General features: G+C 61.7%; 18 protein-coding genes and 1 pseudogene. 7 read left to right on the top strand and 12 right to left on the bottom strand.

From position 1 onward, the window contains the following. Positions 1-76 precede the first annotated feature (76 nt). Positions 77-457: a hypothetical protein gene (locus NMG46_RS06000; RefSeq protein WP_254816788.1), complete on the top strand. Its 381-nt coding sequence runs from the start codon at positions 77-79 to the stop codon at positions 455-457. Beyond that, the gene (locus NMG46_RS05995) at positions 454-1,158 is read left to right on the top strand and encodes a hypothetical protein (RefSeq protein WP_254816787.1); all 705 of its coding nucleotides are present in this window, start codon (positions 454-456) and stop codon (positions 1,156-1,158) included. The genes NMG46_RS06000 and NMG46_RS05995 overlap by 4 nt, the downstream gene beginning before the upstream one ends. 150 nt (positions 1,159-1,308) lie before the next feature. Here the strand turns inward: NMG46_RS05995 and NMG46_RS05990 are convergent, their stop codons facing one another. After that, positions 1,309-2,391, bottom strand: coding sequence for a serine protease (locus NMG46_RS05990; protein WP_254816786.1), 1,083 nt, complete (start codon positions 2,389-2,391; stop codon positions 1,309-1,311). Positions 2,392-2,783: 392 nt separating this feature from the next. On the opposite strand from NMG46_RS05990, the gene NMG46_RS05985 reads away from it, so the two are divergent. Continuing rightward, entirely contained in the window at positions 2,784-3,872 is a 1,089-nt protein-coding gene (locus NMG46_RS05985) for a trypsin-like serine protease (protein ID WP_254816785.1), read from the top strand. 66 nt (positions 3,873-3,938) lie between these two features. Here the strand turns inward: NMG46_RS05985 and NMG46_RS05980 are convergent, their stop codons facing one another. Further along, positions 3,939-4,289: a hypothetical protein gene (locus NMG46_RS05980; RefSeq protein ID WP_254816784.1), complete on the bottom strand. Its 351-nt coding sequence runs from the start codon at positions 4,287-4,289 to the stop codon at positions 3,939-3,941. A 190-nt stretch (positions 4,290-4,479) separates the two neighbouring features. Here NMG46_RS05980 and NMG46_RS05975 point away from each other — a divergent pair, with 190 nt between their 5' ends. After that, positions 4,480-4,809, top strand: coding sequence for a DUF2934 domain-containing protein (locus NMG46_RS05975; RefSeq protein WP_254816783.1), 330 nt, complete (start codon positions 4,480-4,482; stop codon positions 4,807-4,809). Between the two features lie 55 nt (positions 4,810-4,864). Here the strand turns inward: NMG46_RS05975 and NMG46_RS05970 are convergent, their stop codons facing one another. From NMG46_RS05970 to NMG46_RS05935, 8 genes are all read right to left on the bottom strand, one after another. Continuing rightward, on the bottom strand, positions 4,865-5,557 hold the full coding sequence (locus tag NMG46_RS05970; protein WP_254816782.1) for a substrate-binding domain-containing protein: 693 nt from the start codon (positions 5,555-5,557) through the stop codon (positions 4,865-4,867). 122 nt (positions 5,558-5,679) lie between these two features. Next, entirely contained in the window at positions 5,680-6,726 is a 1,047-nt protein-coding gene (gene mgrA / locus NMG46_RS05965) for an L-glyceraldehyde 3-phosphate reductase (protein ID WP_254816781.1), read from the bottom strand. Between the two features lie 131 nt (positions 6,727-6,857). Continuing rightward, the gene (locus NMG46_RS05960) at positions 6,858-8,006 is read right to left on the bottom strand and encodes a Gfo/Idh/MocA family protein (RefSeq protein ID WP_254816780.1); all 1,149 of its coding nucleotides are present in this window, start codon (positions 8,004-8,006) and stop codon (positions 6,858-6,860) included. Positions 8,007-8,018: 12 nt separating this feature from the next. Continuing rightward, positions 8,019-8,765 carry a sugar phosphate isomerase/epimerase gene (locus tag NMG46_RS05955; RefSeq protein ID WP_254816779.1) on the bottom strand — a complete coding sequence of 249 codons (747 nt, stop codon included), beginning with the start codon at positions 8,763-8,765 and terminating at the stop codon, positions 8,019-8,021. 73 nt (positions 8,766-8,838) lie between these two features. Continuing rightward, on the bottom strand, positions 8,839-9,969 hold the full coding sequence (locus tag NMG46_RS05950) for an ABC transporter ATP-binding protein (RefSeq protein ID WP_254816778.1): 1,131 nt from the start codon (positions 9,967-9,969) through the stop codon (positions 8,839-8,841). A 5-nt stretch (positions 9,970-9,974) separates the two neighbouring features. Then, complete coding sequence (locus NMG46_RS05945) at positions 9,975-10,910, bottom strand: carbohydrate ABC transporter permease (protein WP_254816777.1); 936 nt, start codon at positions 10,908-10,910, stop codon at positions 9,975-9,977. Further along, on the bottom strand, positions 10,903-11,796 hold the full coding sequence (locus NMG46_RS05940; RefSeq protein WP_254816776.1) for a carbohydrate ABC transporter permease: 894 nt from the start codon (positions 11,794-11,796) through the stop codon (positions 10,903-10,905). Before NMG46_RS05940 ends, NMG46_RS05945 begins: the two co-directional genes overlap by 8 nt. A 107-nt stretch (positions 11,797-11,903) precedes the next feature. Beyond that, entirely contained in the window at positions 11,904-13,142 is a 1,239-nt protein-coding gene (locus tag NMG46_RS05935) for an ABC transporter substrate-binding protein (RefSeq protein WP_254816775.1), read from the bottom strand. A 392-nt stretch (positions 13,143-13,534) separates the two neighbouring features. On the opposite strand from NMG46_RS05935, the gene NMG46_RS05930 reads away from it, so the two are divergent. The 3 genes from NMG46_RS05930 to NMG46_RS05920 all read left to right on the top strand — a co-directional run bounded on the left by NMG46_RS05930 (position 13,535) and on the right by NMG46_RS05920 (position 18,932). Continuing rightward, positions 13,535-14,584, top strand: coding sequence for a LacI family transcriptional regulator (locus NMG46_RS05930; protein WP_254816774.1), 1,050 nt, complete (start codon positions 13,535-13,537; stop codon positions 14,582-14,584). Positions 14,585-14,950: 366 nt separating this feature from the next. Beyond that, entirely contained in the window at positions 14,951-16,861 is a 1,911-nt protein-coding gene (locus NMG46_RS05925) for an adenylate/guanylate cyclase domain-containing protein (RefSeq protein ID WP_254816773.1), read from the top strand. 298 nt (positions 16,862-17,159) lie between these two features. Continuing rightward, positions 17,160-18,932, top strand: coding sequence for an adenylate/guanylate cyclase domain-containing protein (locus tag NMG46_RS05920; protein ID WP_254816772.1), 1,773 nt, complete (start codon positions 17,160-17,162; stop codon positions 18,930-18,932). A gap of 187 nt (positions 18,933-19,119) precedes the next feature. On the opposite strand, the pseudogene NMG46_RS05915 reads toward NMG46_RS05920, so the two are convergent. Together NMG46_RS05915 and NMG46_RS05910 are read right to left on the bottom strand one after the other, a co-directional pair. Continuing rightward, positions 19,120-19,290, bottom strand: a pseudogene (locus NMG46_RS05915) (tyrosine-type recombinase/integrase); the annotation flags it as partial. A gap of 136 nt (positions 19,291-19,426) precedes the next feature. After that, entirely contained in the window at positions 19,427-19,660 is a 234-nt protein-coding gene (locus NMG46_RS05910) for a hypothetical protein (RefSeq protein WP_254816771.1), read from the bottom strand. Positions 19,661-19,709 lie beyond the last annotated feature (49 nt).

The raw sequence follows: 19,709 nt of genomic DNA, 5'->3' as shown, positions 1-19,709 counted from the left end.
TCTTGCCTAATCGGCTGATAATGAACATTCTTCGACCGCTGCTGTCGGCGGCCGAACGGAACGGATGAGGGCGTTCGTGAACAGGATCGTATTTTCGTGGCGCGCAACAACCGCCGGTCTTGTCGCCGGGCTGCTGCTGGCCGCCAATGCTTCGGCGGACGAGGCTTGCGGCCTTTGCGCCAAGGAGGTCGTCATCAATTCCGAACTGGCGAGTTGCTTTCTCGACCAGTACGACCAGATCGCCAAAACCGGCAACGCCGCCGTCGTGGTCGATCTCAGCAGTTGCACCTCACGCGGCGTGGTCGAACCATTGCCGTCGCCGGGCAAGGCGCAGGTGGCGCCTGACGTGCAGTTCATCGTTTCGCGGGCGCAGCTGGATTGCCTGAAGAAGAAGCTGGAGACGCCGGGCATCGTGCTCGACCCGTCCGCCACCATAGAACTGGACAGCTGCGGATGACGAAAGCGGGGGGCAACGCAACGCAGCAGGCAGTGACGGCGCCGGTACCGCAAAAGAAGCCGGTGTCGCTGCCGGAAACCGTCGAAGGCCTGCCGTGGGTGAGCAATCACGAGGTCAAGAACGAGGCGAACCCATTCACCGATCGCGACTGGCGCATGCTCGTCTATGCCTGGTCCGGATTGCTGGTGCGCCTGGCGATCATCTTCACCTTGATCTTTTCGGTCTACCAGTTCCTGGCGAACCAGGAGCAGAAGCGCGTCGAGCAAACGATGTCGCTGGTCGAGCTCTGGGAAAGCAAGGATTACCAGCAGGCGCAACGGGCCCTCAAGCAACGCCTGGCGGCGCTCAACGCCAAATACGGCAATCTGCTCAGTGCCAATCCGACGCCGACCGAGGAACAGGTGTTCAGACAACGCATCGGCATCGAAGCGATGAGCGCAACCGGCGGCGACATGCCGCTTGCCGAGTTCAGCGACAATTTCGACCGCATCGTCTATTTCCTCAACCGCCTGTCCTTCTGCGTCGAAGGCAGGCTGTGCTCGCTTGAGGTCGCCGACTCCTATTTCCGCGACTATGCCGCTTCCTTCTGGAGCTATTTTGCCGGCTATATCGACAAGGAGCGCAAGGCCGGTTCACCGACTTTCGCCCAGCCGATCGAGAACTATGTCCGCCAGGCGCCAGCCTCGGCCCAGTCCAGATAATCCCCGAAAAATGCGAAGCCGGCGACGGAAATGCTCCGCCGCCGCCTTTGATTGGAGCATTTTTGCAGCCGAGTGTGACCACACTTGGCGTCGCAGAAATGCGGCTAGTAGATAACCCGCCCCGACGATCGCGGCGGAAACTCTGCAGGCCTATTTATACAGGCTGTTGATCCACTGGACGTTGATGGCGTTCAGACGCACGGCGGTGTTGGCATCCGGGCTCTCGGCCACGTTCACGCCGGTGATGACGCGCTGCTTTGAGCCATTGTCATAAGCGTAGACCGAGCTGCCGCTCGATCCTGGATAAGTGTCGCAGTCGTACTGGAAATACTCGGTGGCGATGTGTTCGGCGAGCACTTCGCAGGTCGCCTTCCACATCGTGCCCATCGGCTTGTCGCCGGGATAGCCGACGATGTTGGCGGTGAAGTCGCCGAGATCCACATAATTGGCATAGCCCAGCCAGCCGAGGTTGGTGCCGACATCCTGCTTCAAGGTTACGATGCCGAGATCCCATGGCACGACCGAGCCGTAAAAGCCCTGATAATTGTCGATGAAGCCCTGGACGATATAGGCGCTTTCATAGGTGAAGGCGCCGAACGGTGCGTCGTCGGCAGTCTTGCCGTTGAGAGCCGGCACGAACAGGATATCGTCCAGCCAGGCCTTGTCTTCGTGGCTGTAGAGACAGTGCGCCGCGGTGAGCACCGTGCGCGGGCCGATCAGCGTCGCCGAGCAGCTGCCATAGCTGCCGCTCTTCGATTTGCCTTCGAGGTAGCCGATCGCGGTGAACGGGTAGGTTTTGGTATTCTTGATCTGCTCCCGGTCGTCCGTCCCGAACACCTGGCGGCCTGCCTCTTCGCCTCCGCTCAGCCCGGAATTCTCGGACTTCTGTCCCTCGGCGGGCGCGTTCATTTCCCTGATGACAAGGTCCTTCAGCGTCTCGTTCGGATCGATCTTGATGTCCTTGCCATCGGCGGAGCGGCCGATGATGCCATAGGATTTGACGGCCGTCGCTTCGTCGGTGAGCGGCGCGGCGCGGTTGGCCTCGTCCTCTGTCAGTTTCGGCGGGGCGATCGGTTTCGCCCGGCCAGGCTTGTAATCGCCCGATGTCACGTCACGCATGCTTTCGCCGTTGCCGGCATTGGCGGAACCTGGCTCGGCTGCCAAGGCAGGAACCGCCCACATTGCGGTGGAAAGCAACGCGGACGCAATAATGCACTGTGTCAGTTTTGTCATGGTGAGACTCTCCCAAAAGTCAGCAAGGACTGGATCAAGATATAGAAATATTGTCGAGATCGTGGTGGCGCCGAAAAATGAATTTGGTTGCCGGCGCCTTTACCGGGCCATTATTCAGTGCAGCCAGTTTAGGTCCCCGCCAAAAATGCCAGCAACGGTATACTGCCTAAAATAATCCAACATTGGCAACGGCAAATTGCTTCCACATAGCCCGTGGGGGATTATAGATTTGGGCGGGTTTGGCTCGACACCACGATTTAGCAAAAGTGGTACTCGGTTTTGGGACGGATCACGCTCCACATCGGCGCATGATCGGCTCACCGGCCGGTTCCCCTTTCAGTGGATCACGCGTCGAGGCTGATCTGTCGGAACATCGTCTCAGGGGGTTCGAGGTGAACATCATCCATAGGTTCAGACCGATTGCTGCAGCCTCGCTGCTTGCCATCGCGGCGGCCTTGCCGGTCGTCAATTCCGTTCATGCCACGGACGCGGCCGCCCGGCCGGAGGCGGCGATCTCGCCGATGAAACGCGTGGCCGAGGCCAGGGCAAAAGCCAAGGCGGAGAACCCCGACGGCACCGATCGCGTCTACGGCGGCAAAGAGGCCGAGAAGGGCGCCTACCCGTTCCAGGTGGCGTTGCTGACCACCGGCAAACTGGACGAAAGTCCGGCCTCGCAGGCAAATGCCCAGTTCTGCGGCGGCAGCCTGATCGCGCCGCAATGGGTGCTGACGGCGGCGCACTGCCTCAACGACGACGGCGAGCCGATTTCGCCTGACGTGGTCACCGTGCTCACCGGCGCCACCGATCTCAGCGAGGGCAAGCGCTACAAGGCGGTGGAGATCATCGTCAACGAGGGCTACAGCGAGCAGACGCTGGACAACGATCTCGGCCTGATCCGGCTGGCCGAGCCGGCCGATGCCCCGACCATCAAGATTGCCCGAGAGCCGACCCCCGACGCCGGCAAGACCACGGTCACCGGCTGGGGCAAGATGCAGGACGGGACATTTCCCACCGCGCTGATGGTTGCCGACTTGGACCTCCAGCCGAACGCAACCTGCAACAGCGGCATCAAGGCGATTTATGCGCGTGATTTGAAGGCTGCGCTCGGCGAGCTCGCCCGCCGCATGCGTTACTCGGAAAGGAGCATCGAGGCGGCCGCCAATGCAATTGCTGCTGATATGGCCGATCCGCTGACCGGCAACATGATCTGCGCCGGCACCGCCAGCGGCGAGCGCGACGCCTGCAATGGCGACAGCGGCGGACCGCTGTTCATGACCGGCGCCGATGGTCCGGTGCAGGTTGGCGTCGTCAGCTGGGGCGAAGGTCCGGCCGACGGCAGCACCGCCTGCGGCCACAAGAACGCCTACGGCATCTACACGCGGCTGGCCAATTACACCGGCTGGATCGAGGAGAAGATGAAGACGGCAGCGCCTGCAGCGCCCAAAGCCCTCGGCACGGCGCAGAAGCCCGCCACGCCCTGACCGGTGTCATTTGCTGAATGACGGGGGAGCAATCCCGCCGTTTCTGCCCGGAACCTTAGGTTGGGACTAGAACCAGCGATCGCGGCGCTGGTCTGTGGCGGCCAAGGTGAGGCCCAGTAGCGCCCCTACGGCCGCCCCGAGTATGAATGCGGACGATACCGTGCCGGGATTCTCCTGGACGACCCCGGACACCGTCTGCGCCCTGTTGCGCAGCGCTTGTGCCGTCCGCGAGGCGCGCTCGGCAGCGCTGTCATACCAATCGCCGGCGTCTTCGATCGCCTCTTCCGCGCGTTCGGCCAAGGTCCGATTGATCTTGCTGATCTCGCGCTTCAGCTGCGCGACCTGCTTCTCCAGGGCTTCCTGAGCTTCACGTTGAGTCATCTTCGGTGTTGCGGATTCGTTCGGTTCGTCGGCCATGGTAATCTCCTTTGCTCAGGTTCGGCTCAACGGCCGGCCCGCTATCTAGGTTCCTCCCCAAAACGCATCTGTCCGGTGTTTGTTCGATGAGAGACCGGGTTTTGTCCGGCATGTGTGCGAAATCGGCCTGAACATAGGATCGTTCCGGCGCTCCCCGCGTTGGTGAAAGCGCCACAAGGGAGGAACCGTCATGGACAACGATCGGCATGAAAAGATTCGGCAGCGAGCCTATGAAATCTGGATGCGCGAGGGCCGCCCGGATGGCGCGCATGAGCGTCATTGGCAGCAGGCGAAGCAAGAGCTTGGCTACGATGAGACGACGACCGGCCAGGCTGATAATGACGCGGCCGAGCACCGTCCCACTGGAACGATCGCCAGTTCCGACGTTCTGACGGTCGAGGCACTGGCGATGCGCACCGGAATAACCGGTGATCAGGCGCAAGAGTTGATCGACAGGCTTGGCAACGACAGGGCGACGCTCGAGCAAGCCGCGCGGAACATCAAGGCAGCCGAAAGTTAGAGCCTGTTTGAGGAGAAATCTCCAACGTGCCTCTGGCGTGATTCATCGCACGCTCTTAGCGGCGCTCGACACCCTTTGCCGCCAGCATGTCGTCAACGGCTGCCGACATCAGAAATTCCGACAGCTGCTCGGCAGCTTCTGCGTTCGTTGAACCGGCACTGATGCCAATGGTGAAGTCGACGTAACTTTGGAGTTCTGCCGGAAACCGACCGACAAGCACGACCTCGGGAGCGGCCGCGAGAATCGAAGTCACGGGAACGACCCCCAACTCGGCTTCCCCACGGCCCACGGCTTGCGCTGTCTGCCCTCCTGGTATTGCCACCAGCTTGGGCTTCACCTCATCCGCTATCCCCAAACGTTCCAGCAAACCGAAGAAGTAGCCACCGCTGGTTCCTTCACTGGCGTAGGCGATCGATCTGGCGCTCTTCAACGCCTGTTCGAATGCTTCCACGGACGCGATATCGAGCGGTCGACTGCCTGCCTTGGCTGCCACCCCCATTGCTATCCGGCCGAACGCTACCTGGCTTCCCGCCTTGACCTTTCCCAAGGCGGTCAGATCCTGAACCAGGTTCGGATTGGTGATGACGATGTCAAAAACTTCCCCAGCTTCAATCTGCTTCTTTACTGCTGGATTGAGCTCCCACCTGACCGCAACTGTGAACCCCGTCGTCGTTTCGAACTGGGATATGAGAGCAAGGACGGCGGGGCGGACCGCGATAGCGCCAAAAAGCCGGATTTCCTGATTCACCGCCTAACCCCGAATCGGTCGAAACAACCTTCTTGCGATACGCATTTGGCCTTCATTCCCGGCCATTCCATGCTCAGCGTGCCGGAAGCCGTCGCCGTTCGGCGACCGGATGCCGGAGTCGCCTACTTCCGTGGCGGCCCCTTGCGCTCGGCCGACGCCGCCCAGAGGTTGATGTCCGACTCGCGGGCAAAGGTGTCGATCTCGGCGAGCTCGGCATCGCTGAAGTCGAGCGCCTCAAGCGCGCCGACGCAATCCACGACCTGTTCCGGCCGGCTGGCGCCGATCAGCGCCGACGTCACCCTGCCCCGGCGCAACACCCAGGCCAGCGCCATCTGCGCCAGCGTCTGGCCGCGGCGACGGGCGATGACGTTCAGCGCCTCGATATTGGCGATCGATTTGTCGTTGATGAATGCCGGGCGCAGCGACTTGCCCTGGCTGGCGCGGCTGCCATCGGGGATGCCGCCGAGATATTTGTCGGTCAGCATGCCTTGCGCCAGCGGCGAGAACACGATCGAGCCGACGCCAAGTCCCTCCAGCGTATCGAGCAGGCCATCGTCCTCGACCCAGCGGTTGAGCATCGAATAGCTCGGCTGATGGATCACGCAAGGCGTGCCGAGCTGCTTCAAAATGTCGGCGGCCTCGCGGGTGCGCTGCGAATTATAGGAGGAAATGCCGGCATAGAGTGCCTTGCCCGAGCGCACCGCGTGATCGAGTGCGCCCATCGTCTCTTCCAGCGGGGTGTCGGGGTCGAAGCGGTGCGAATAGAAGATGTCGACATAGTCGAGCCCCATCCGCTTCAGGCTCTGGTCGAGGCTGGCCAGCACATATTTGCGGCCGCCCCATTCGCCATAGGGCCCTGCCCACATTTCGTAGCCTGCCTTGGTCGAGATGATCAGCTCGTCGCGATAACCGGCAAAGTCCGTCCGCAGGATCTCGCCGAACGCCCGCTCCGCCGAGCCGGGCGGCGGGCCGTAATTGTTGGCGAGATCGAAATGCGTGATGCCCAGATCGAAGGCCCTGCGCGTGATCGCCTGCTTGGTTCTATGCGGCGTGTCGTCGCCGAAATTGTGCCACAGCCCAAGCGAGATCGCCGGCAGCTTCAGGCCGGACCGCCCGCAGCGATTGTAGACCATCTTTTCGTAGCGGTTTTCGGCGGGAACATAGGGCATGGGAAATCCTCATATCGAAACGAGCCGACAGCTGCCGCCGCAATGACGGGCAAGTCGACTCCGGCCCACCCTTAGCCTCTCCCCGCGCAAACGGGGAGAGGCTTTTTGCGGTGCTTGGGAGGTGCGCCGCCCTACTTGGTTTTCTTCTTCGCTAGCAGCTCCTTCGCCGCCTTGACGCCGAGTGCCGCCGGCCGCTCGCAGCTGGTCTGCATGGCGACGAACTTTCCGGTCTCGCCCGAACGCAACAGGCCGGTCATGACGTCGACGGCATGCAGCGCCAGTTCCATCGAGCAGCGGTGCGGCCGGCCTTCTCTGATCGCGATCGCCATGTCGGCCAAACCGGCGGTGCGGTAGTTGGCCATCATGCCTTGCGAATGCATCTCGTTGGGCACGCCGAACGGATGCGGCCATTTCGGCAGCTTCTTCACCGGCTTGGCGGCTTCGGTGTAGCGCACCTCGCCGCCGAAGAAGTTCGGATCCGGCACGAACACCGTGCCCGCCTCGCCGTAGAGCTCCATCGGCGCGTGGCCGTGGCTCCAGACATCCCAGCTGGTGTTGAGCGTCACCACGGCGCCGTTCTCGAATTCCAGCACGCCATGGATCGTCGTCGGCGTGGAGACCGGTATCTTTTCGCCGGCGCGCGGCTTCGAGCTGATGATGCGTTCCGTCATCGGGATCGAAGCGAAGGCGGCGACCCGCTTCACCGGCCCGATCAGCTGGATCAGGTTGGTGATGTAATAGGGTCCGATGTCGAGCACCGGCCCGGCGCCCGGCTGGAAGAAGAAGTCCGGATTGGGGTGCCAATGCTCCATGCCATGGCTCATCACATGACAGGTGCCGCTGGTGACCTTGCCGAGCCTGCCGGTGTCGATCAGGTCGCGGACAAGCTGGTGCGCGCCGCCAAGGAAGGTGTCGGGGGCAGAGCCGATGCGCAGCCCCTTGCTTTCCGCACGTTTCTTCAGGTCGAGCCCTTCCTTGACCGACAGCACGAAGGGCTTCTCCGAATAGACGTGCTTGCCGGCGTCGAGGATCTGCTTCGACACCTCGTAATGCACCGCCGGAATGGTCAGGTTGACGATGATGTCGATATCGTCGGCCTTGAGCAGCCCCTCGACGGTCTCGGCGCGCAGCTTGAACTCCTTTGCCCGCGCTTTCGCCGCTTCCATGTTGATGTCGGCGCAGGCGCGCATCTCGATGCCGCGAAACAGCGGCGCCAGCGAGAAATACGCCTTCGAGATGTTGCCGCAGCCAATGACGCCGATGCCAAGTTTTGTTGCCATGCTGATGTGCTCCTAATAGGTCTTGGCGGCTGCGATGGAGCGGCGGGCGAAGCGCTCGATGTCGTTGGGGTTGTCCTGTTCCATGACGTAGTATTTCGCAGCGCTTTTGGCGCGTAGCGCCTTGATCAGGCCGGGCCAGTCGATGGTGCCGTGGCCGACGTCGGACCAGCCGTCCTCGTCGAGGCCCTCGCCCGCCTTGGCCATGTCCTTGACGTGGACGGCGACGATGCGCTTGCCGTGCTTCTCGATCCAGGGCAGCGGATCGACGCCGCCGCGCACCACCCAGGCGACGTCCATCTCCCAGCCGATGTCGGGTGCGGAAGACAGGATATGGTCCTGCGGTACCGAGCCGTCGGCGAGCGCCTTGAATTCGAAATCATGATTGTGCCAGGCAAAACCATAGCCGGCTTTCCTGGCCGTCTCGCCGACCTTGGCCAGGCGTTCGCCGAAGCCGCGCCAGCCGGCCGTGTCGGCCGGCCTGAACTCGGCGTTCAGGAAGGGGCAGATGAGCAGCGTGATGCCGAGCGCATCGGCCGTCGTGCGCACACCGTCGAAATCCTTCTCGAGCGCGTCGATCGAGAAATGCCCGGTCGGCATGGCAAGGCCGTTCTTGTCGAGCTCGGCACGGAACGCCTTGGGATCGTCATAGACGCCGCCGAACCCTTCGACTTGGCTGTAACCAAGCTCGCCCAGCATTTTGAGCACGCCCTCCCAGGGCTGGAAATTACGCGCGCTGTAAAGTTGGAATGACCAGTTCATCGTCTCTGTCCGTTTCTTGGGGATGGTTAGTCTTGGGGGGAAATGGAAAAGTCTTGGGAGGCTAAATCAGGCTCTAGAGGCGGTTACCTGTAGCGGCGTCGAACAGCGAGGCCCGCATCGGGTCGAAACCGATGCCGACCGCCTCGGCGTTGTTTGGCGTACGCTCGGCTGTCACCCGTACCGTGAAATTCTGGCCGGCCAGCTTCAGCCAGACCAGCGTGTCGGAACCCATGGGCTCGACGACCTCGACATTTGCCGTGGCTGCGAACGGCCATCCCGTGCCACTGTTGAACGCCACATGCTCGGGGCGGATGCCGAACACGGCCGGCCCCGGCACCGGGTTCTTCTCGAAAGCATAGGTGGCAAGCGGGATCCGCACATCCTCGACGACGAAGTGCCAGTCGCCATCCGCCTGCTCCAGCCTGCCGTCGAGAAAGTTCATTGCCGGCGAGCCGAGGAAGCCGGCGACAAACCGGTTGACCGGCCGGTTGTAGATGGTCTGCGGCGCATCGAGCTGCTGGATGACGCCGCCCTTCATCACCGCGATGCGGTCGGCCAGCGTCATCGCCTCGATCTGGTCGTGGGTGACGTAGATCATGGTGTTCTCGAGCTTGCGATGCAGCAGCTTGATCTCGACGCGCAATTCCGCGCGCAGCTTGGCGTCGAGGTTGGAGAGCGGCTCGTCGAACAGGAAGACGTCGACGTCACGCACAAGTGCGCGCCCGATCGCCACACGCTGGCGCTGGCCGCCGGACAGGGCCGCCGGCTTGCGATGCAAAAGCGGTTCGATCTGCAGGATCTCGGCGGCCCGGGCGATGCGCTTGGCAATCTCGTCCTTGGCGAGGCCGGCAACGCGCAGCCCAAACGACAGGTTCTTCTCCACCGTCATCTGCGGATAGAGCGCGTAGGACTGGAACACCATGCCGATGCCGCGATCCTTGGGCTCTTCCCAGGTGACGTTCTTGCCCTTGATGAAGATGCGGCCTTCGGAAACGTCGAGCAGCCCGGCAATGCAGTTGAGCAAGGTCGACTTGCCGCAGCCGGACGGGCCGAGCAGCACGATGAACTCGCCTTCCGCGACATCGAGGTTGAGCGTCTGCAGCACCGATATCGCGCCGAAATTCAGCGACAGGTTCTGGATCGAGACGCTGGTGCCGTTTGTCCCCTTGCTGCTGTTTGCCGCAATGCTGCCGTTTGCGTTCATCGCCATCATCCTTTCACCGCGCCGGCGGCGATGCCGCGCACAAACAATTTTCCGGACAGGAAATAGACGATCAGCGGCACCAGGCCGGTCAGGATGGTGGCTGCCATGTTGACGTTGTATTCCTTCACGCCTTGCACCGAGTTGACGATGTTGTTGAGCTGCACCGTCATCGGATAGGTGTCGGGGCGGGTGTAGACGACGCCGAACAGGAAGTCGTTCCAGATGCCGGTCACCTGCAGGATGATGGCGACGACGAAGATCGGCAGCGACATCGGCAGCATGATGCGGAAATAAATGCCCCAGAAGCCCGCGCCGTCGACACGCGCTGCCCGGAACAGCTCCTCCGGCATGGAGGTAAAGTAGTTGCGGAACAACAGCGTGAGGATCGGCATGCCGAAGATGGAATGGACGATCACCAGGCCGCTGAGGCTGCCGTAGAGGCCGACTTCGCGCAGGATGATGACGATCGGATAGATCATCACCTGATAAGGGATGAAGGCGCCGACGATCAGGATGATGAAGAAAGTGTCGGCGCCTTTGAACCGCCAGTTGGCAAGCGCATAACCGTTCACCGAGGCGAGCGCGATCGACAGGATCACCGACGGGATGGTGATGCGCACCGAATTCCAGAAGCCACGCGACAGCCCGTCGCAGTTGAGCCCGGTGCAGGCGCTCGACCAGGCCTTGACCCACGGCTCGAAAGTGATCTCCATCGGCGGCGAGAAGATGTTGCCGAGGCGTATCTCGGGCATGCCTTTGAGCGATGTCACCACCATCACGTAGAGCGGCAAAAGATAGTAGAGCGCCACCACGATCAGCGTGCCGTACAGGAAGATGTTACGGCGCGAGAATGTGTGGCGCGGCTTCGGCCCGCTCGGCCCGTAGGCTTCGAGGCCGCCGGCGCCGGCAATGGCAGGCGATGAAACGGCTTGGTCAGACACGCTTCTTGCCTCCGAACTCGAGATAGGCCCACGGCACGATGACGATGATCACCGACAGCAGCATCATCGTCGAGGCGGCGAACCCTTGGCCGAGATTCTGGGCGAAGAACATGTAATCATAGACATATTTGGCCGGGACTTCGGAGGCGATACCGGGCCCGCCGCTGGTCTGGGCGACGACCAGGTCGTAGACGCGAACGATGTTGGAGGCGACGATGACCAGCGTGGTGATGAAGACCGGCCGCATCATCGGTATGATGATGAACAGATAGGTCTTCCAGGTCGGTATCCCGTCGACCCTTGCGGCCTTCCAGATATCCTCGTCGATGCCGCGCAGGCCGGCCAGCATCAGGCACATTATGAGCCCGGTGCCTTGCCAGAGAGCGGCGATCAATATGCCGTAGATGACGATGCTGGAATCATAGAGCGGATTGAAGCTGAAGCTCGTCCAGCCGAGGCTGCGCACCACGCCCTGGACACCGAATTCGGGGTTGAGCAGCCACTGCCAGACGAGACCGGTGACGATGAAGGACAGGGCGAAGGGATAAAGGAAAATGGTCCGGAACGTGTCCTCGAACCGGATCTTCTGGTCGAGCAGGGCAGCAAGCAGAAAGCCGATGACCAGCGAGAACACCAGCGACAGCACGCCATAGATCAGCAGGTTCTCGATCGAGATCAGCCAGCGCGGCGTTGCCCACAGCCGATAGTACTGGTCGAGACCGACGAAGTGCAGCCGCGGCAGCAGCTTGGAATTTGTGAAGGAATACAACACTGTCCAGAGGGTGCCGCCGACAAAAATCACCAGCGCGGTGAAAATCATCGGGATCGAAGCGACTTTCGCATTGAGGTTGCGAAAGAGTTGGCTAGGGCGTTCGCTCTTGCTCATCTGCACAGCCGCGCTGGATCGGGTAAGGGCCGGAGGGTCAAGAGGCCTTGACCCTAGCTCCCGACCCTGCGTTCGCAGGGGCGGGAGTGAGGCGGTTGGTCGATCGCTCAATCGGCCGAACCGACGATGGTGGCGAAGCGCTTCTGCGCATCTTCCACGGTCATGTCCTGCTTGGCGAAGAACTCGGAGAACAGATCCTCCTTCTGCTTCTGCGTATCCTGCGAAAGCAACTGGTCGGTCCAGGGCATGACATTGCCCTTGGCGAGAATTTCGAGCCCCTTCTTCATGCAGTCGTTCGCCGCCTTGAGGTCGACGTCGCCGCGCACCGGCAGCGAACCTTTCTTGAGATTGAAGGCGACCTGCGTCTTGGGATCGAGCAGCGTGTGGGCCAGCACTTCCTGTGCCTTCGATTTTTCGGGATCCTTCAGCAGCGGAAAGTAGAAAGCGTCGCCGCCGGTGGCGATCATCTCGTTGAGACCGAGGCCCGGAAGGCAAGTATAGTCCTTGCCGGCGACCTGACCGGCAACCTGGAACTCGCCCTGCGCCCAGTCACCCATGATCTGGCCGCCCGCCTTGCCGGTGATGACCAGATTGGTGGCCTGATTCCAGTCCTGCACATTGGTGTTCTTCGCCATCTTGCGGGCGTCGTCCGCGGCCTTGAAGACCTTGGCGACTTCGGGCCCGGCGGCGAATTCGGCGTCCTTGTCCTTGTAGACCTTGAGGAAGGCGTCGGTGCCGCCGACCGCCGCAAGCAGCACGTCGAAAGCGCCGGAGGCCTGCCAGGGCTGGCCGCCGACCGCAAGCGGCAGGATGCCTGCCTTTTCCAGCGCGGGCGCCGCAGCGACATATTCATTCCAGTTCTTCGGCACCGGCACGCCGGCCTTTTTGAAGGCGGCGTTCGACAGCCACAGCCACTGCCAGGAGTGGATATTGACCGGCACGCAATAGATCTTGCCGTCGAGGGTACAGCCGTCGAGCAGGCTCTTCGGCTGCACGATTTCCGTCCACTTTTCCTTGGTGGCGAGATCGGTGAGGTCGCGCATCAGCCCGGCCTGCACCAATTCTTCCGCCTGCCGGCCGTGATTGAACTGGGTCGCGCCCATCGGGTCGCCGCCGGTGATGCGGCTGATCATGATCGGCCGCGCCGTGCCGCCGGAGCCGGCGATGGCGCCGTCAACCCAGTGATTGCCGGTTGCGTCGAAAGCCTTGGCGAGTTCGGCGACCGCTGCCGCCTCGCCGCCGGAGGTCCACCAATGGGTGACTTCCAGATCCGTCGCGGCCGCCGGGCCGGCAAATTGCAGCGCGACCGTCGCTGCCAGCGCAGCAGTCATGAGTTGGTATCGCATTTCGTTCCTCCCAGAATCTGAAACGTTACAGATTTTCGATACGGCAATTGCTTGAGGCGCGCAACCCCTCAGGCGGAGGCGGCATCAAGTTTTTTCGAAGCGCGAATAAAATCGCGCGGCTTGCTGGCCTTCCGCATCGCAACCAGAGTGGTTGCACTGCAAAATGCAATGCTGCGACGCCAAAAGATCGGAAAAGCCCGTTCCAATCACGGTTTTGCGCCGATTGCAGCGCCGCTCGTTCCGCACCTGTCACCAGTGATGTGGCGATGGTCGTGACAATCTGTAACGTTTCAGTATATAGCGGTCTCATTCGGTGAAGGGCGCGGCGTGCCCGCGGCCGGCCGATTGCCGGGCTGTCCGGCAATTGTTATGCGCCTGACGGGGCGGGACGAATGAACAGGCATCAAAAAGAGAAGGCCGACGAGGCGTCGGGCCAGGGCCGGCCGACGCTGAAGACGCTCGCCTTCATGACCGGGCTGGGCGTCACCACCGTGTCGCGCGCGCTGAAGGACGCCCCCGAGATCGGCGCCGAGACCAGGCGGCGCGTCCAGCTTGTCGCCAAGCAGATCGGTTATCGCCCCAACCGTGCCGGCGTACGCCTGCGCACCGGCAAGACCAACGTCATCAGCCTGGTGCTCAACACCGAGCACGAGATCATGAGCTTTGTCTCGGACATCATCTACGGCGTTTCGGAAGTCATCGCCGACACGCCCTATCATTTGATCGTGACGCCCTATTCGCGCTCGCAGGATCCGCTCGACCCGATCCGTTACCTCGTGGAAACCGGTTCAGCCGACGGCGTCATCATTTCGCGCACGCAGCCGAACGATCCGAGGGCCCGTTATATGCTGGAGCGCGGCATCCCCTTTGCCACGCATGGCCGCACCGATATGGGGCTGATCCATCCCTACCATGATTTCGACAATTACGCTTTCGCAGCCGAGGCAGTGCGCCATCTGGCCGGCCTCGGCCGCCGCCGGCTGGCTCTGCTGGCGCCGCCGGTCGAGCTGACCTATCACGGCCACACGCTCGCCGGCTTTGCCGATGCGCTGAGCGAGGTCGGCGCCAGCGAGATTCCGTTCAACACCGTTTCAATCGATCATTCGATCGAGCAGATCAGAATGCGGACGGCGCAGCTGATGCGCCGCGAAAGCCGCCCGGACGGTTTCATCAGCAGCGCCGCCGCCGCGACGCTCGCCATCGTCGCCGGCATCGAAGACGCCGGCCTCAAGCTTGGCCGCGATGTCGATGTGGTGTCCAAACAATCGTCGGAGCTTCTGCACCTGTTTCGCAGCGAATTGCTGGTCGTCAACGAGAACTTCCGGCTGGCCGGCGCCGAGCTCGCCCGCTCGGTGCTGGGCTGGATCGGCGGCGCCGCCCCCGGCACCCTGCAGAGCCTGAGCGAACCGGGCGAAGTGCAGGCCTATCGCCGCCCCGATTAGAGCGGAATACGTTCAAATTGAACTGGGCATCCCGCTCCATCTATTTGTCTTAGCCGCATTTCTGTGACGCCAAGTGATTCCACATGGCTGCAAAATGCGCGCTGCTGACTGGCAGCCTTTGGGCCGGGAGCTGACTGGCAGCTTTGAGGCTCGGATTATAAGAAGCGGCCGTTCCGGCCCCGTGGGTACCGACGTGATCTGCCTCCCAAAAGACGATCGCCGACACGACCCTTCGAACGGCAGCTTCGCCCCGGTCAGCGGCCTCTGGCTAATCGACAAAAAGAAGGCGGTCGGAAGGTAGCAGACTTGCGATCAACAAAAGCGTAGATTTGCTCCAAGGCCTCAGCTGAATTTTCCGAGGGCAAGGTGGAACGCAGACTGACCGCTATCCTCGCAGCCGACGTGGTGGGCTACAGCCGCCTCATGGGCATCGACGAGGAAGGCACGCTGGCAAACTTGAATCGCCTTCGCGCAGAATTGTTCGATTTCACGGTTGCAGACCACCAGGGGCGCGTCTTCAAACATACAGGCGATGGCTTTCTCGTCGAATTTCCAAGCGTTGTGAATGCTGTGGCCTGCGCCGTGGCGATCCAACGCGGCATGCGGCAAAGAAATGCAGATGTGCCGGCGCCCAGCCGCGTCGAGTTCCGCATCGGCGTCAATCTGGGTGACATCATAGCCGAGGATGGTGACATCTTCGGCGACGGCGTCAATCTGGCGGCGCGGCTTGAAACGTTCGCGGAACCGGGCGGGATCTCCGTTTCGAGTTCCGTGCGCGACCAGGTGGGTGCCCGGCTCGACCTCAATTTCGAAGACATGGGCGAGCAGTCGCTTAAGAACATCGATCGGCCGGTGCGAGTCTATAACATTTCGGTCGACGCTACTTCGGCTCGAGGCGAGGATCGCGCCGCGCCCCCATCGGTGAACAGGCGCGAGAAGGAGAGGCCGCGGATTGCCGTACTGCCGTTCAACAATATGAGCGGCGACCCGGAGCAGGAATATTTCTCCGACGGAATAACCGAGGACATCATGACCGATCTGTCGAAGGTGTCCGGGCTTCACGTCGTCGCCCGCAATACCGTGTTCACCTACAAGGGCAAGCCGATCAATGTGCAGCAGACGGCGCAGGCACTCGGCGTCAGATACGTTCTGGAAGGCAGCGTCCGCAAGGCGGGCCAGCGCGTGCGCATCACCGGGCAGCTCATCGACGGGGAGGACGGCGCGCATATCTGGGCAGAGCGCTATGATCGCGAACTGACCGACATCTTCGCCATTCAGGACGAGATCACCCACACCATCGTCGAACAGCTCAGGGTCAGGCTGCTGCCCGAGGAGAAGAAGGCGATCGAACAAGCGCCGACCTCGAATGTGGAGGCCTATACCTATTTTCTGCGAGGACGGGAATTTTTTCGCGAGTGGACTAAATCGTACCTGCTCCTGGCGCGCCGGATGTTCACGATGGCGGTGGACCTGGACCCAGATTATGCGCGTGCATATGCGGGCATCGCCGATTGCGACTCTGCCCTTCTCGTGTGGCACTCCCAGGACGTTTCGCTTGACGCCATCATGAATACGAGCGCCAAGGCGCTCGCGCTCGACCCGGGCCTGGCGGAGGCCCATGCTTCGCTTGGGCTGGCGCTCCTGCATGACGGGCGTCCCGAAGAGGCTGTTGTTCCGTTTCAGCGGGCTCTCGCACTCGATCCCAACTCCTACGAGGCGAACTTCTTCTATGCCCGGTATTTCTTTGTGAAAGGCGACTTGGAGGCTTCAGTCCGATATTTCGGGTGCGCCGCCGAAATTCGCCCCGATGACTATGTATCGGCGATGTTCCTCACATCGGCGTATCGCCGGCTCGGGCGCTTCGCGGATGCCGAACGGTGGGCGCGCGTCGGGATCAAGCTGGCCGAAGGCGTGCTCGACCGGCATCCGGAAAATGCCGGCCCCGCGCACCGGGCAGCGATCATGCTGGCGTATTTGGGCGAACGTAACCGGGCAAGGGATTTGGCCTCCCGCGCCTTGGCGATCGACCCCGATGAGCTTGTCGCCCATTACAATATCGCGTGCGCATATTCCGTCCTGGGCGATCACGACGAAGCCTTGGACCTTTTGGAGAAGATCCTTCCGCACAGCACCGCGTATCAGCGAGCCTGGTTCGACAATGAACCCGACTTCGACCCGATCCGCGGTTACCCGCGCTTCCGGAAAATCTTTGCTGCTTTTGCCGAACCGCCGGTGCCCAACAGTCCGTCCTCTTCGGGCCGGATCAAAGCCGGATGAGCGTTACGCGTCACGAGCGGACGCTTGGGCGACGTAATGAATGTCTTTCAGGGGGCCCCGGCAGGCTCAAGGCTCGGATATTGAGAAGCGGACCTTCAGGACTCCCGCGGGGGCATCGACGTTCATGACACCCCGAGCTGACTTTCGGCGTCACGGTGTGGATGTCCGAAATTGGCAGGACATCGGCTGCGTTCAGATGGCGAGCCTTGATCTAACCCAAAGTCGCTCTGAACGGGACACCGAAAATTTCCGCTTTTCCTGTGTCTTCCTGATAGTGTGGAGACGAGGAGATGGCCCTGTGAGCGAGAACCGCAAGCTAGCCGCGATCCTGGCTGCGGACGTGGTCGGGTACAGCCGGTTGGCGAGTGCAGACGAAGACCGTACTTTGGCCAGGTTGCGGGCACTGCGCAGCGACCTGATCGACCCGACCATCGCTGTCCACAACGGACGCATGATCAAGCGCACAGGCGATGGCGCGCTGGTCGAGTTCCGCAGTGTGGTAGACGCCGTGCGCTGCGCCATGGAAGTGCAGAACGGCATGGTCGAACGCAATGCCGGCGTGCCGGAGGGCCGCCGCATCGAGTTCCGGATCGGGATTCATCTGGGCGACGTGGTCGTGGAAAGCGACGGCGATCTGATGGGCGACGGTGTCAACATCGCCTCGCGTCTGGAGGGCGTCGCGGCGCCCGGCGCCATCTGCCTGTCCGAGGATGCCTATCGCCAAGTCAAGACGAGGCTCGACCTTTCGGTAAGCGATCTCGGCAACACGCAGCTCAAGAACATCGCCGAGCCGATCCGGATCTATTCGCTCCGAGTGGACACCGCCGCTCACGCAAAGGCAACTGTGCCCCCCGAATTTTCGGCAGCTCTGCCTTCGACAGCGCCGCCGCCGAAGTTATCGGTCGCGGTACTGCCCTTCGCCAATATGAGCGGTGATGCCGAGCAGGAGTATTTCGCCGACGGAATCTCCGAAGACATCATCACTTCTCTCTCAAAGCTGTCGCAGTTGTTCGTAATCGCTCGCAATTCGTCCTTCACTTTCAAGGGCAGGAACGTGAACGTTCTGGAGGTCGGCCGGAACCTCGGCGTGCGCTACCTGCTGGAGGGCAGCGTCCGCAAGTCCGGCAACAGAGTACGGATCACTGCGCAGCTTATCGACACGACCACGGGCGGACATCTGTGGGCGGAGCGTTTCGATCGCGACCTGACTGACATATTCGCGGTGCAGGACGACGTGACACAGCAAATTGTCGACGCACTCGCGCTCAACCTGACGGAGGGCGACCAGCAGCGGCTCGCGACCGAGCAAACCGGCAACCTGGAAGCGTATGACTGCTTTCTGCATGGTCGAGAGCAGCTATGGCGATTCACGAGAGAGCAAAACATCCAGGGTCGGGAACTGTTGCAACGCGCCATCGAACTGGACCCGCAATTCGCTCCCGCCTACGCGTTCCTCGCCTTCGCAAACATGCTGGACTACGGAAACCAGTGGAGCCCGTCGTCATCGACATCAATGCAACAAGCAGAAGTGTTCGCGACACGGGCAGTGGCGCTCGACGACCGATATCCTTACGCGCATTGGGCGCTGGGCATCATCGAATTGTATTCGCGACGGCACGACGTCGCCATCGGCGAGGCCAAACGCTTGATCGCCCTCGCTCCAAATCTTCCCGAAGGACACGAAAATCTCGGAATTGCACTGCATTATTCCGGCAGGTCTGCGGAGGCACTTGGGTGTTTCGACAGGGCAATGGCCTTGAACCCGTATTATCCGGACGTATACCTCCACTTCCAGGCACAAGCGATGTTCCAGTTGCGCAGGTACGAAGAGGCAATCGGCATCCTGAAGCGGCGACTTGTCCGTAACCCTGACACCGACGTCTCACGCGTGCTCCTGGCGGCGAGCTACGGCCATCTGGGCCGCTTCGAAGAAGCCCGCCATGAGTGGCAGGAAGTGTTTCGCGTCAACCCTGATTATTCTCTGGAACACCGCCGCAAAGTGTTGCCTTACAAGAACCCAGACGATTTCGAGCTAGTCGTGGACGGACTTCGCAAGGCCGGCCTGGTGTAATTACCTGACCGGGCGAGTGTCCGGTCTTGCACCTTCTGCAGCCATGAGGAGCAATGACCGGTGTCTGGCGAAACCGCGACCTCCAGCGTGGTCGCCGGTAATGTACGCCTTAGGCAGCGGCAAAGCTGACCTCAACGGCCGAGATGCGGCGCGTGATGGCCCCTCGGCAGGCCCGAGGCCATTCTGATCAAATCTCAGTTCCCTCGGCGAGGGTGAGCGCATATTCAATGTCCACGCCAAGATGGCGAACCGTATTCTCGATCTTGGTGTGGCCAAGCAGGATCTGTACCGCTCGCAGATTGCTCGTTGCCTTGTAGATGATCGAGGCCTTGGTTCGGCGGAGCGAATGCGTGCCGTACCCTTGTTCGCCATTTGCCTATGTCTGCTCTCGGGGGACGGCAAGATGGGTCTCAACAGTCCCGACGTCCAGATGGCGAACCGCTGGATCGGCCGAGAAATCCCAACGGCGCGCTTAAGATCACCCGCGCTCGGCTCTACTGGTCCGAAAACCTCACGCTCACGCCGCGCTGCCGAAAATAGGCCTGCATCAACTTGCGCCCCGAGCGGTTGTTCTGAGCCAACTTGGTCGGATCGAACACCGCCTGTTTTATCCCTTCTCGTGTCAGCGCCGCTTTAAGCGTCGCGATATGTGCGTCGATGTCGGCATTTTCCGCCCGGAGGGAGGCATAGATACTTTCGGTCGCCTGGGCCACGGTCGGTTCGCTCACAGGTGTCGTCCTTCGGTTGGTTGAGCGGCGGCTTACCACAGATTCGCGG

It is taken from the genome of Mesorhizobium sp. LMG 17147 (assembly GCF_024297145.1).
In the GTDB taxonomy this organism is placed as follows: Bacteria; Pseudomonadota; Alphaproteobacteria; order Rhizobiales; family Rhizobiaceae; genus Mesorhizobium.
The sequence above is the reverse complement of the archived record's forward strand: the minus strand, read 5'-3'. Positions and strand labels throughout refer to the sequence as shown.

Coding starts and splice junctions, on each gene's coding strand:
- NMG46_RS05995 (WP_254816787.1), top strand. CDS start 454: ATGACGAAAGCGGGGGGCAACGCAACGCAGCAGGCAGTGACGGCGCCG.
- NMG46_RS05990 (WP_254816786.1), bottom strand. CDS start 2,391: ATGACAAAACTGACACAGTGCATTATTGCGTCCGCGTTGCTTTCCACC.
- NMG46_RS05980 (WP_254816784.1), bottom strand. CDS start 4,289: ATGGCCGACGAACCGAACGAATCCGCAACACCGAAGATGACTCAACGT.
- NMG46_RS05975 (WP_254816783.1), top strand. CDS start 4,480: ATGGACAACGATCGGCATGAAAAGATTCGGCAGCGAGCCTATGAAATC.
- mgrA (WP_254816781.1), bottom strand. CDS start 6,726: ATGCCCTATGTTCCCGCCGAAAACCGCTACGAAAAGATGGTCTACAAT.
- NMG46_RS05960 (WP_254816780.1), bottom strand. CDS start 8,006: ATGGCAACAAAACTTGGCATCGGCGTCATTGGCTGCGGCAACATCTCG.
- NMG46_RS05955 (WP_254816779.1), bottom strand. CDS start 8,765: ATGAACTGGTCATTCCAACTTTACAGCGCGCGTAATTTCCAGCCCTGG.
- NMG46_RS05950 (WP_254816778.1), bottom strand. CDS start 9,969: ATGAACGCAAACGGCAGCATTGCGGCAAACAGCAGCAAGGGGACAAAC.
- NMG46_RS05940 (WP_254816776.1), bottom strand. CDS start 11,796: ATGAGCAAGAGCGAACGCCCTAGCCAACTCTTTCGCAACCTCAATGCG.
- NMG46_RS05935 (WP_254816775.1), bottom strand. CDS start 13,142: ATGCGATACCAACTCATGACTGCTGCGCTGGCAGCGACGGTCGCGCTG.
- NMG46_RS05930 (WP_254816774.1), top strand. CDS start 13,535: ATGAACAGGCATCAAAAAGAGAAGGCCGACGAGGCGTCGGGCCAGGGC.